The sequence below is a fragment of the Gallaecimonas mangrovi genome (assembly GCF_003367375.1).
In the GTDB taxonomy this organism is placed as follows: domain Bacteria; phylum Pseudomonadota; class Gammaproteobacteria; order Enterobacterales; family Gallaecimonadaceae; genus Gallaecimonas; species Gallaecimonas mangrovi.
Genome location: NZ_CP031416.1, coordinates 3,333,371 through 3,345,980, shown reverse-complemented (window position 1 = coordinate 3,345,980; position 12,610 = coordinate 3,333,371). Strand labels below are relative to the sequence as shown.

At 55.1% G+C, this 12,610-nt stretch carries 11 protein-coding genes; 8 read left to right on the top strand and 3 right to left on the bottom strand.

The features are described from left to right. Positions 1-7: 7 nt before the first annotated feature. The 3 genes from DW350_RS15870 (at position 8) to DW350_RS15860 (ending at position 2,329) form a co-directional block, all read left to right on the top strand. Positions 8-418, top strand: a complete 411-nt coding sequence (locus DW350_RS15870; RefSeq protein WP_115719874.1) for a hypothetical protein — start codon at positions 8-10, stop codon at positions 416-418. A gap of 131 nt (positions 419-549) precedes the next feature. Beyond that, complete coding sequence (locus DW350_RS15865; protein ID WP_115719873.1) at positions 550-1,476, top strand: triacylglycerol lipase; 927 nt, start codon at positions 550-552, stop codon at positions 1,474-1,476. Position 1,477: 1 nt separating this feature from the next. Beyond that, on the top strand, positions 1,478-2,329 hold the full coding sequence (locus DW350_RS15860; protein ID WP_115719872.1) for a lipase secretion chaperone: 852 nt from the start codon (positions 1,478-1,480) through the stop codon (positions 2,327-2,329). Positions 2,330-2,353: 24 nt separating this feature from the next. Here the strand turns inward: DW350_RS15860 and DW350_RS15855 are convergent, their stop codons facing one another. Further along, positions 2,354-3,040 carry a YebC/PmpR family DNA-binding transcriptional regulator gene (locus DW350_RS15855; protein WP_115719871.1) on the bottom strand — a complete coding sequence of 229 codons (687 nt, stop codon included), beginning with the start codon at positions 3,038-3,040 and terminating at the stop codon, positions 2,354-2,356. 157 nt (positions 3,041-3,197) lie between these two features. Between DW350_RS15855 and DW350_RS15850 the strand changes: the two genes are divergently transcribed. From DW350_RS15850 to DW350_RS15830, 5 genes are all read left to right on the top strand, one after another. After that, the gene (locus DW350_RS15850) at positions 3,198-4,175 is read left to right on the top strand and encodes a quinone oxidoreductase family protein (protein ID WP_115719870.1); all 978 of its coding nucleotides are present in this window, start codon (positions 3,198-3,200) and stop codon (positions 4,173-4,175) included. 95 nt (positions 4,176-4,270) lie between these two features. After that, positions 4,271-5,662, top strand: coding sequence for an ethanolamine ammonia-lyase subunit EutB (locus DW350_RS15845; protein WP_115719869.1), 1,392 nt, complete (start codon positions 4,271-4,273; stop codon positions 5,660-5,662). Then, positions 5,659-6,423 carry an ethanolamine ammonia-lyase subunit EutC gene (eutC, locus tag DW350_RS15840; protein WP_115719868.1) on the top strand — a complete coding sequence of 255 codons (765 nt, stop codon included), beginning with the start codon at positions 5,659-5,661 and terminating at the stop codon, positions 6,421-6,423. The genes DW350_RS15845 and eutC overlap by 4 nt, the downstream gene beginning before the upstream one ends. Positions 6,424-6,544: 121 nt before the next feature. After that, positions 6,545-8,503, top strand: a complete 1,959-nt coding sequence (locus DW350_RS15835; protein ID WP_226911338.1) for a M61 family metallopeptidase — start codon at positions 6,545-6,547, stop codon at positions 8,501-8,503. Between the two features lie 510 nt (positions 8,504-9,013). Beyond that, positions 9,014-10,837, top strand: a complete 1,824-nt coding sequence (locus DW350_RS15830; RefSeq protein ID WP_192954713.1) for a methyl-accepting chemotaxis protein — start codon at positions 9,014-9,016, stop codon at positions 10,835-10,837. Between the two features lie 29 nt (positions 10,838-10,866). Here DW350_RS15830 and DW350_RS15825 read toward each other — a convergent pair whose 3' ends face one another. Further along, positions 10,867-11,220 (bottom strand): hypothetical protein, encoded by a 354-nt coding sequence (locus DW350_RS15825; RefSeq protein WP_152032999.1) that lies wholly within the window; start codon positions 11,218-11,220, stop codon positions 10,867-10,869. Positions 11,221-11,329: 109 nt separating this feature from the next. Next, positions 11,330-12,610 carry a phosphoribosylamine--glycine ligase gene (gene purD, locus DW350_RS15820; protein ID WP_115719865.1) on the bottom strand — a complete coding sequence of 427 codons (1,281 nt, stop codon included), beginning with the start codon at positions 12,608-12,610 and terminating at the stop codon, positions 11,330-11,332.

Sequence of the window (12,610 nt, the reverse complement as noted above, 5' to 3'; positions counted from 1 at the left end):
GAATGCTATGCCTGCCTGGTTGGATACCCTGATAAAAGCAATAACGCCGTATCTGCCGGCGCTTGGTATTGCTGGCATTGTGATGGTGCTGGCATCAATGGTGGTTATTCCCTATCTCATCGTTAAAATGCCGGCCGACTATTTTGTGCGTGACAGCCACCGCCGCCATTGGACGGCCGGGGCCATTAGCCTGTGTGTGCTGCGTAACCTGTTGGCGCTGGTGCTGTTTGTGGCCGGCTTTTTAATGCTGTTTTTGCCGGGCCAGGGGCTGCTGACCATTCTTATCGCCCTGGTGGTGTCTGACTTTCCCGGTAAATACCGCCTGGAGCGCGCCGTTATTGGCCAAAGCTCGGTACTGAAAGCGGTGAACTGGGTACGCCGCAAATACGACAAACCCGAGATGCAATCCCCCGTTTAAGCCCCCGGCCAAGCTGACAGTTGCCGTAATGCCAATGTTGTGCACACTTTAAGCACTGGGCGGACCTGTTGCAGCCAAACGAAAAAGGCAGGCCGACCCATAAAGGAAATGCAGCACAACAAGGGGGAGTTATGTCACTCAAGTCTCTGTTTATGGGGCTGGCGCTGCTGTGCGCCTTGCCTTTCACTCAGGCCGCCGCCAGCGGCTACACCCAAACCCAATATCCCATTGTTCTGGTTCATGGCCTTTTCGGCTTTGATTCCCTGGCCGGGGTGGATTATTGGTACGGCATACCGCAAGCGCTAAGTGAAGGCGGCGCCGAGGTGTTTGTGGTGGATGTGTCGGCAGCCAACAGCACCGAGGTACGGGGCGAGCAATTGCTGGTGCAAATTGACAACATTCTGGCGCTAACGGGCGCCAGCAAGGTTAACCTGATTGGCCATTCCCACGGCGGCCCCACCGCCCGCTATGCCGCCGCCATCAGCCCGGATAAGGTGGCGTCGGTGACCTCGGTTGGGGGCGTGAATTGGGGGTCACGTTTTGCCGATGCCCTGCGCGGCGCGATACCGGCCGATTCGGTGTCTGAGGCGGTGATTGGCGCTGCTGCCAATGCCTTTGCTGGCCTTATCGAGTTTCTGTCTGGCACCCCGGGCGATCCGCAAGATGCGGTGGCGGCCTTAAATTCACTGACCACTGCCGGTTCGCTGGCCTTTAATGCCAGCTACCCCGAAGGGATGCCCAGCCAATATTGTGGCGAAGGGCCGATGCAGGCGGCTAACGGCGTTTATTACTTCTCCTGGAGTGGTGGCAGCCCACTCACTAACGCCCTGGATGTTACCGACGCAGCCCTTGGCACCACTTCTTTGGTATTTAACGAAAGCAATGACGGCCTGGTCTCTAGCTGCTCTAGCCATTTGGGAATGGTGATTCGCGACGATTACCGCATGAATCACCTAGATGAGGTTAACCAAAGTTTTGGCTTGGTGAGCCTGTTTGAAACCAACCCGAAAACGCTGTATCGCAATCAGGCTAACAGGCTGAAAAATCTGGGGCTTTAACATGAGGCCCTTTAACGTCATGGTGCCGGTGTTGGTGGTGGCCGGCGCCCTGTTTTTATTGTTTCCAAGCCACCACAGCAAACCGGTAACCGCCAAAAGCCTGGCAAACACCAGTGTTGATGGCGCCGTTGGCCAGCACTTTTTACTGACATCTGCACTTAAAAGGCGCTTTGAATATTGGTTAAGTGCCCAGGGGGAGCTTGAACCTCGGCAACTGGCGCAGCGGCTGGCGCAATCGTTGCGGTCAGCCGGTTGGTCAGAGGCGGATATTCAGCAGGCGCTGGCCGCCTTCGCCCACTACCAGCAGTACCGTCGCGCTTTGGCAGGGGTTACTAAACCAAAAGCCTTTAGCGCCACCGAGCTAAAAGCGGCTTGGGCCGAGCGTGATGCGGTGCGTCGTCAGTTTTATTCTGAGGCCGAGATAGCCCGGCTTTGGGGGCAGGATGCGGCGCTGGAAGACTTCACCCTGCGCCGCCTTGAAATGCAGGCGTTAGGCTTGAGTGAGCAAGCGCTGCTGGGCTGGCAGCAAGACGCACTGGCTAAGGCGCCGCCGGCTTTGCAACGCGCTTATGGCCCCAGCTTGCAGCTGGCCGAACTTAACGCCGACCCCGATGCCAGCCGTGACCAATTGGCCGCCCAGTATGGCGGCGCTGCCGCCGACCGCTTATTGCAAGCCAAGGCGGCGCAGCAAGCTTGGCGCAACAAGGTGGCGGCGTATAAGGCGCAGCTAACGGAGTTAGCGGGCGAATCCCAAGCGGTGCGGGCCAAGGCGTTGGCGCAGTATCAGGCTAGTCACTTTTCAGCCGAGGAGCGTAAGCGGCTAGAAGTGTGGCTGCGCCAGCAGCTGCAATAAAAAAGCGCCCGGCAGGGCGCTTTTCTAGGCCAGGCCCACGTAAATTTCTTGTACGTCGTCGTCCTCGTCGAGCCTTTCCAAAAAAGCTTCAACCTCGGCTAACGCCTCGCCGTCCAAGGCGTGCGGGTTTTTGGCCTTATAACCGAGCTTGGCCGAATGCACGCTAAAACCGTGTTCTGGCAGGGCGCGGCTAACCACGTCCAAGTCTTTAGGGTCGGTGTAAAAGGTCACGCCCTCTTGGTGTTCTTCCACGTCTTGGGCGCCAGCTTCAATGGCCGCTTCCTCGGCGTTGCTGCTGCCTTCGGCTTCAATGATGCCGAGGTAGTCAAAATCCCAGCTAACCGAGCCAGAGTTGCCCAGCTGGCCACCCCGAAACGCTACCCGCATGCCAGAGGCGGTGCGGTTTTTATTGTCGGTTAGGCACTCGACGATCACCGGTACTTGATGCGGCGCAAGGCCTTCGTAGGTCACCAGCTCATAGTTAACGACTTCATCTAAAAGGCCGGCGCCTTTTTTGATGGCGCGCTCAAGGGTGTCGCGGGTCATCGACGCTTTTTTGGCGGCGTCAATGGCCATATGCAGCCTGGGGTTCATGTCGGGGTCGGCGCCAGCGCGGGCGGCCACCATAATTTCGCGGCTGAGTTTGGTGAAAATTTTCCCTTTGGCATTGGCGGCAGCGGTTTTGTGCTTGGCCTTCCATTGTGCGCCCATGGCTGTACTCGCTTTTGAAAAGCCCGTCAGGGCATGAATAGCGGCCATTATAAAGCTGGCGGCTGACCCTAAACAATTGGTGCGCTTGGCTAAAGTCGAGTGGATCGCCCCGTGGCCAAAGTGGTATCAATGTTTCAACGCCAAGAAGGAGTGAGTCATGGCAAAGCGTATTCAGATTGAAAAAAACGGCGGCCCACAAGTGCTTGAGTGGGCCGAGGTTACCCCGGCCGAGCCAAAGGCTGGTGAAGTGCGAGTAAAAAACCACGCCGTGGGTGTGAATTTTATCGATATCTACTTTCGTGACGGGCTCTACAAAGCCCCCAGCATGCCCACCAGCCTTGGTACCGAAGGGGCCGGGGTGATTGATGCTGTCGGCGAAGGAGTAAGCGAATTTAAGGTGGGCGACCGGGTCGCTTATGCCCAGGGGCCGCTGGGTTCTTATAGCGAGTTTCATGTGCTGCCTGCCGCCAAAGTGGTGGCGCTGCCAGAGAGTATCGACTTTGAAACCGCGGCAGCGATGATGCTTAAAGGCCTCACCTGCCAATACCTGCTGCGCCAAACATCCAAACTAAAAGCCGGCGACGTGGTGCTGTTCCATGCCGCCGCCGGTGGGGTGGGCAGCTTTGCCTGCCAGTGGGCCAAGGCCCTTGGTGTAAAACTTATCGGCACGGTGTCCACCGAAGAAAAAGCGGCTTTGGCCCGTGCTAACGGCGCCTGGGAAGTGATTAACTACAGCCAGGAAGATGTGGTAGCGCGGGTGAAGGAACTTACCGCCGGCGCCATGTGCGACGTGGTTTACGACTCGGTGGGTAAAGACACCTGGCTGACGTCACTTGATTGCTTAAAGCCGCGCGGCCTGATGGTGAGCTTTGGTAATTCTTCCGGGCCGGTGGAAGGGGTGAACCTGGCCATTTTGAACCAAAAAGGCTCGCTCTTTACCACCCGCCCCAGCCTTAACGGCTATGCCGACACCCCCGAACGTTTAAAAGCCATGTGCCAGGACTTGTTCGAGGTGGTGGCAAACGGCGATGTCAAAGTGCAAATAGGCCAGCGCTTTGCGTTAAAAGACGCGGCCAAGGCTCATATTGCCTTGGCCGGGCGCCAGACCACCGGCTCAACGGTGTTGCTGCCTTAATAAAAACCGGCCTTGGCCGGTTTTTTTAACGCCAAAACTTGACGATAAGCCGCCTGGCCGAGATGGTTAACACTGCGCATTACTGAGGGCTCGTTATGGCTTATCGCTATCAGCACGGCAGTCAATCGGTGGTTTTTGCCGATCTTAAAACCCTGCTGGCCAAGGCCACGCCGCTGCGCTCCGGCGACCAGTTAGCAGGGGTGGCAGCCAGCTCCGATGAAGAGCGGGCCTTGGCACAATTGGCGTTAAGCGAGGTGCCGTTAAAGGCCTTTCTTAGCGAGTTGGTGGTGCCCTACGAAGAAGACGACGTTAGCCGCCTTATCATCGACAGCCATAACGCCAGCGCCTTTGCCCCAATAAGCCACCTGACGGTAGGGGACTTTCGCAATTGGCTGTTAAGCGATGCTGCCAGCAGCGAGGCACTCACGTTGATCAGCCCGGGCGTTACCCCGGAAATGGCCGCGGCGGTCAGTAAAATTATGCGCAACCAGGACCTTATCCTGGTGGCCAAAAAGTGCCGAGTAACCACCGCCTTTCGTAACAGCTTAGGGTTACCTGGGCATTTGGCGACGCGGCTACAACCTAACCACCCCACCGATGATGCCACCGGTATCGCCGCCAGTATTTTAGATGGCCTGCTTTACGCCAACGGCGATGCGGTGATTGGCATTAACCCGGCCACCGACAACTTGCAGCAGGTCCGCCGGTTGCTGGATTTACTGGACGGGGTTATCCAGCAGTACCAAATTCCCACCCAGTCCTGCGTGCTAACCCATGTCACCACCAGCCTCAATGCCATGGAAAAAGGCGCGCCCTTGGATTTGGTATTCCAGTCCATTGCCGGCAGCCAAAAGGCCAACCAAAGCTTTGGTGTCACCTTGGATCTGTTGGCCGAGGCGCAAGCGGCGGCGCTTAGCCTAAAGCGGGGCAGTGTTGGCAACAACGTTATGTATTTTGAAACCGGCCAGGGCAGCGCGCTGTCGGCCGATGCCCACTTTGGTGTGGACCAGCAAACCCTGGAAGCGAGAGCCTATGCCGTGGCCCGCGCCTTTGACCCGTTACTGGTTAATACCGTGGTCGGCTTTATTGGCCCGGAATATCTTTTTGACGGCAAACAAATTACCCGCGCCGGTTTGGAAGACCACTTTTGCGGCAAGCTGCTGGGGCTGCCGATGGGGGTGGATGTGTGTTACACCAACCACGCTGAAGCCGACCAGAACGACATGGATAACCTGCTAACGCTGCTGGGGGTGGCGGGGTGTAATTATGTGATGGGCATTCCCGGCTCTGACGACATCATGCTTGGTTATCAAAGCACCTCTTTTCACGACGCCTTGTATCTGCGCCGGGCCTTGGGGCTGAAACCGGCGCCGGAGTTTGCCGCCTGGCTCGAGCAAATGCAGATCTTTGATAAAAACCTGCGCCTAGCAGACACCCTGCCGCCGCGTTTTGCCCCGGCCCTTAAGCGCCTGGAGAACAAGCCATGAGTGACGACTGGCAAGTGCTTCGCCAATTTACCGCTGCCCGTATTGCCCAAGGCAAGGCCGGAGTGAGTTTGCCAACCCATGAGCATCTGCGCTTTCAGTTGGACCATGCCCGCGCCCGCGACGCGGTGCACAAGGCGCTAGATGTGGAAAAGCTTACTGCCCAGTTAAACGCGCCGGTACTGGCACTCACCAGCCAGGCTGGCGATCGCGCCAGTTACTTAAAACGCCCGGACTGGGGACGGCGTTTAAGTGCGGCGTCGAAGGAAATTGCCGAGCGCCACCGCGGCGACTACGACTTGGCGCTGGTGATTGTGGACGGCCTTTCGGCGCTGGCCATTGAAGAAAACGCTGCCGCCTTTCTTGGCTGCTTAACACCGCAATTAACAGACTGGTCGCTAGCGCCTTTAACCATTGTCACCCAGGGCCGGGTTGCGGTAGGGGACGAAGTGGCCCAGTGCTTGGGAGCGCGCATGGTGCTGGTGCTGATTGGTGAGCGCCCCGGTTTAAGCGCCCCTGACAGCATGGGCCTTTACTTTACCTATGGGCCGGCGGTGGGCTGCACCGATGAGCGGCGCAACTGTATCTCCAATGTGCGGCCTGCCGGGCTTCGCTACCCACAAGCGGCCAGCCGCCAACTTTATTTGCTGCGTGAAGCCTGGCGCCGCGGCCTTAGCGGCGTGTCATTAAAAGATGAAAGCACCGATGCAGATACCCTGGATAATGCTGGTAACTTTTTGCTGAGTGACGAATCAAGCCTGTGATAAATTCTTGGCGACTGATGTGCATTAATAGCCTGTTTTTAATGTAACAGCATCGAATGTCTCTTCTTGGACGCAACGATCGTTGCTGTCATGGAAAACAATGCCTTATTTGGAGTTGGCAGTGCGATTTTATCGTCAGATTTTTCATCATGTTGTCGGGCGGGAACGTCGCAAAGCAGACTGGCATAGCGTTCGCAGCCTTTGCCTTATAGGGCTGTTTTTTCTGGCAGGTATTACCCAGGCGCAGGCTTCTGCTGGGCCAGTGCAATTACCTGCAGCACTTACCCGCCAGGTGGCTCTGCCTGTTGACCACCCCTTTAAAGGCCATATTGATTTAACCGTTAACGCCACCGATATCGCCCATCAAATTTACAGCGTTAATGAGCGCATTCCCTTGCAGGGTAGTCAGCAGCTGACCTTACTTTACCCGCAATTTGAATACGGTAGTCACGGCCCTAGCATTAGTGTGGTTAACCTAATGGGCCTTAAGATCCATGCCCAAGGCAAAGAGGTGCGCTGGAAGCGCGACCCTTATCAGCCGTATGCTTTTCACCTTTCGGTACCTTCCGATGCCAAGGCACTTGAACTGCAATTTCAGATTGTCGGTGACGACATGATGATGGCACCCGATATGGTGACTGTGCCGTGGCAAAAAATGCTGCTTTATCCGGCGGGCTGGTATGCCAGAAATATCAATGTGGCACCAACACTTAGGCTGCCAATGGGGCTGCAACCGATAACACCGTTATCGGTTGTTCACCAGCAAGGTGCAGACACGCAGTTTGCCACTACGGACATGGACACCTTGCAGGACTCGCCGTTGATCGCTGGGCGATACACGAAAACGCTGGCGGTTACGCCCACCGTTTCTTTGGATTTGCTCGCATTACACAGCAGTGACCTCAAGGTTCCTGCTGACAAGCTTGCTGCTTTGGCGCGTATGGTGCAGCAAATCGACCGCACTTTCGGCCCTAGACCTTTTAAGCACTACGACATACTGGTGCAAATGAACGACGAAGGCTGGGGCGGTGGTTTAGAACATCGTACCTCTGGCGAAAATTATCTGCCGTCAGTCTTCTTCCGGCAATGGGCTACGCAGATTAATAACCGTGACCTTATCACCCATGAAATGGTGCATGCTTGGAATGGTCTGTACCGCGTTCCGGCCGATATGTGGGCTGCCACGCCAAATATTCCGGTAAGCGGCAGCTTATTGTGGGTTTATGAAGGACAAACCGAATTTTGGGGGCGCATTCTGTCTACCCGAGCCGGTTTACTTAGTGCCAAGGAGCTGCGGGAACGGCTGGCGATGGACGCTGCCAAGATCGCCAGTCACCCTGGCCGCGCTTGGCGACCACTGTCCGATGATGTTAATTACCCGGCCTTTATGCTGCGAAAACGCATGCCTTGGCGTGATTGGCAGCGGCGCAAGGATTATTACGCTGAAGGGGTTATGTTATGGCTGGATGTGGATGCCCAAATCCGGGCTTTAACTGACGGCAAGAGCAACATTAATAACTTTGCCAAAGTTTTTTTCAGTGGCGGCGCCCCTGATGCACCTATCCGTACTTATACCTTTGATGATGTTTGTGCAGCCCTAAATGCGGTTGCTCCTAGTGACTGGGCTGGCTATTTGCGGCATTGGCTGAATGGCCTCCAGGCCCTTGATACCAATGCCGGGCTTGAGCGCCATGGCTGGAAATTGGTGTTTACCGACCAGAAGACGGTAGCTTTTCGTCAACATGAGTTGGAAGACGGTGAAAACGATTTAACCTACTCCATCGGTTTAACCCTAAGCGAACAAGGCAAGGTGTATTCTGTTGCTTGGCAAGGCCCGGCCTTTAACGCCGGCATGAGGCCTGGGGTTACCATCACGGCCGTCAATGGTGCTCCTTTTAGCCTTAATGCCTTACTGACAGCAGTTGCCCATTCGGCCAAGCAGCCAGTGGTACTCAGCTTTGAGGAAGATGGTAAGACGCGAGTGAAAACCCTTATTTATCAAGGTGGTCTTCGCTATCCCCACTTAGCACGGCTAGCGGCCAAGCCCGACACCCTGTCGACATTGATTAAGCCCCTGTAAGGCTGGTTAATATCGCTGAGTTATTTAGCCTAAATGAGTAGTATGTTTTAAATATGTGCTCGTTTTTGACTTTATAAAGCGAGCCATCCCTGCGGGCTTTTTTCTTTTTTATTACTTAATAAAGCGGCCTTTTCTCTTTAAATTACCGCCTTTAGAATTTGTTGCCTATTTAACAGGCAAGGCGGCTTTTTAGAAAAAAGGTCGGCAAGCGTTGAGGTTATTTGAGCAAGGTTTTTGCGGGAAACCTTACAGAATCCCTCAATTATTGGCTGTTACTGGTCGCTTTAAGGGTGATAGGTGGCGGTAGCAACTTAGCCGCCATGGCTTGGCGCCTAAGTTATTGCGCAGCCGCCGAAGCTTTTAGATAACGAAACAATACCCTCCCACCGTGTTTTTCATCTTTTTTTGGTTTTATAGGATAAAAGCGATATGTCGACATCAGCGCCGACCCGGATGAGTGCAAAAAATAAACTCCTTTTTTCAATAGGAGCCTTATTTAGCTGCGTCATCGTGATCATTGTTTATTTAGGCTACCAATCTTTTAGCCGCTCATCCGAAACCAACTACACCAATAAGATGAAGCAGCAGGCTTTTCTGATGGCGTCGGCGGTTGAACAAAAAATGCTGCGTAACTTTGATGTACTGGCCATGGCGGGCAAAGGCCTTGATGTGGATGCAAACGGCCAGCTCAATACCGCCCAGCTAACGGCGCAGCTCAAATACATGCAAGACAATTACGACATTGTTGCGGCCTTTTATAGCACCGCTGGCGGCACCGTTTACCGGGTGGAAGGGGCGGTAGCCAATTTTAATGCCAAGCAGGCTGGCCGTGAGTGGTACACCCGCATTATGGCCGGTGAGAAGCAGGTGGTGACCACGCCTTACAAGGCATCATCAGGGCGCACTATTATGTCGCTGGTAACGCCCGTGGTTCGAGACGGCCATATTGTTGGCATTATGGGGCTTAATATTGGCCTGGATAATTTGGCGAAATTTATCACCAGCCTTTCTAAGCGCAACCAAATCTATGTGGCGCGCCAAGACGGTTATATTTTGTCGGCCAATAATGCCGCCATGATTGGTACCAACTTGTTTAAAGACCGCCCGTCTTTTGAACAATACCGCGACCAAAGTGGGGTTGGCCATCAGTACCAACTCAATGGCAAAGCCTACTTTGTGTTTAACGCTATCTCTAAAGAATTGGGGTGGTCGGTGTGGAGCTGGGAAAGCCGCAGCGATATTGAAGCGGCGTCACGCAGTTACCTTTGGACCAGCTTGTGGATAGCCATTATCGCCATTCTGGTTTCCCTGGCGGTGAGCTATTACCTGGTGGTGCGTTTGATGTATCGCCCCATTGGTGGCGAGCCGGTAGAGATTGAAGCCATCGTCAATAAAATTTCCAAAGGTGACTTCTCGCTGGCTGACCGTGCCAGGGGCGATGAAAGCGGGGTGCTGGGCGCAACCTACCGGATGGTGGTGGCATTAAAAGCAACCATTATTAATATCCGCGAGGCGGCGCAGCGCTTGGAAGCGGCTTCGGTTGAGATGAGCCAAACCTCGTCGTCGGTCAGGTCCAGCTCCGAAGCGCAAATGATGCAGTTAGAGCAAACTGCTACGGCGATGAATGAAATGTCGGCCACCGTCGACGAAGTAGCTCGCCATGCATTGCAAGCCTCTGATTCAGCAAGGGATGCCAATAACCATTCCGAGTCGGGTATGGGGGTTGTGGGAGACATGAACCAAAGCATTATGCACTTGGTGGCGGGCATTGAGCAGGTGGTTACGGTGAACAATGAGCTGGAGCAAGAAACCCAGGGCATTGGCAAAATTTTAGAGGTGATTGACGGGATCTCTGAACAAACCAACTTATTGGCGCTGAACGCCGCCATTGAAGCAGCCCGGGCCGGTGAACATGGCCGCGGCTTTGCGGTGGTGGCTGATGAAGTGCGCAGCCTGGCCAATAAAACCAAAGAAAGTACCAATATGATCCAAGAGACCATAGGGCGGCTGCAAAACGAAGCAAGCCGTTCGCTGCAGATGATGACCCGCAACATGAATGACGCCAAAGGCACCGCGGAAAAATCAGCCCAGGCCAATACGGCGCTGCAAGAAATTCAGCGTTCGGTGGGGATGATCCAGGATATGAATACCCAAATTGCCACCGCTGTCGAAGAGCAAAGCAAGGTGGCGGCAGAGATAAGCTCGAATGTGTCGGATATTAACGACGAGGCGCGTTCCAGCTTTGATGTGTCACAAAGCAACCACCAAAGTGCCCAAGACTTAACCGAGCTGGCCAACCTGCTAAACCGTTCGGTAGAAATATTTAAGGTTTAAGGGACGCTGCAAACATAAAAAAAGCGCCGCTATGCGGCGCTTTTTCGTTTAAAGAAGGCGGCAAGGGCAATACCGATAAAACCGCCCGCCACGTCAATGGCTATGTCGCGGTATTCCAAGCGGTGGCCGTGGCCAAACATTTCACATACTTCGTGGATAACAGGCACCAATACCGCCATCAGCAGTTGCCACTTAAGGTGCAACTTGGGCCAGGCCCAACAGCTCACCAGTGCCACCACAAAGAAGGTCAACAAGTGCAGCTGCACATGCCAGGGGCCAGCTGCTTGGCCCGCTTCGCTAATAAAGGCCGCGGCAAAAAGGATGGCCAACATGGCCGCATAAACTCGGTAACGCAGCCACATGGGCCAGGACGATAGGGACATAACCACAAGAGCCTAAGAACGGAGCGCTAAACCCTAAGAGATAGCGCCAGGTTGTGCAATGGAAATATCGAAGAGGATAAAAAGGCCGGCGCAGGCCGGCCTTTTTGATTTAGTCGATTTCCCGGCGAATGGCGCGATAGGCGATATCGGTTCTGAAGAAGGCACCATCCCACTGAATGGCACCTACGCCAGCGTACGCATTGTGCTGCGCCGCCAGTACCGAGTCGCCAAGGGCAGTAACGCACAATACGCGGCCACCACTGGTTATTACCTTGCCGTCTTGCTCTTTGGTGCCAGCATGAAACACCTTTACGGTTGGCGGCACGGCGTCCAGGCCACTAATGGCGTCGCCTTTTTGCGGTGAGGCCGGGTAGTTAGCCGCCGCCATGACCACGCCAACGGCCGGGCGTTCGTCCCAGTTAGCTGAAGGAAACTTGTCCAACTCACCAGCAGTAGCGGCCAGGCACAACTTCACCAGATCCGATTTCAAACGCATCATGATCGGCTGGGTTTCCGGGTCACCAAAGCGGCAGTTAAATTCGATGACCTTAGGAGCGCCGTCGTGGTCAATCATCAGGCCAGCGTACAGAAAACCGGTGTAAGGAATACCGTCTGCTTTCATGCCTTCCACGGTGGGGTAAATCACCTCATCCATGATGCGGCGATAGACCTCAGTGGTCACCACCGGCGCCGGGCTGTAAGCACCCATACCGCCGGTATTGGGGCCGGTGTCACCGTCGCCAACCCGCTTGTGGTCTTGGCTGGTGGCCATGGGGGTGACGTTGTTGCCATCCACCATCACAATAAAGCTGGCTTCCTCGCCGTCCAGGAAGTCTTCAATTACCACCCGGGCACCGGCGTCACCAAAGGCATTGCCAGAAAGCATGTCTTTCACTGCGGCTTTGGCATCATCCAGGCTCAGGGCAACAATGACCCCTTTACCGGCAGCCAGGCCATCGGCCTTAACAACGATAGGGGCGCCGCGTTCTTCAAGGTAAGCAAGGGCCGGCTCAACCTCGGTGAAGGTACGGTACTGGGCCGTTGGAATGTTGTGGCGAGCCAGGAAATCCTTACTGAAGGCCTTGGAGCCTTCCAGCTGCGCCGCAGCCTGGGTGGGGCCAAAGATAGCCAAACCTTCAGCGCGAAAGGCATCAACCACGCCGTCAACCAAGGGCGCTTCCGGGCCAACAATGGTCAGCTCAATGTGGTTGTCTTTGGCAAATTGCACCAGGGCTTCGTTGCCAGCCACGTTAACGTTTTCAAGCTTAGGCTCAAGGGCGGTACCGGCATTGCCGGGCGCCACAAAAACCGTTTCAACCTCTTCGCTTTGCGCCGCTTTCCAAGCCAGCGCATGCTCGCGGCCACCGCCGCCAATAACCAGAACCTTCAT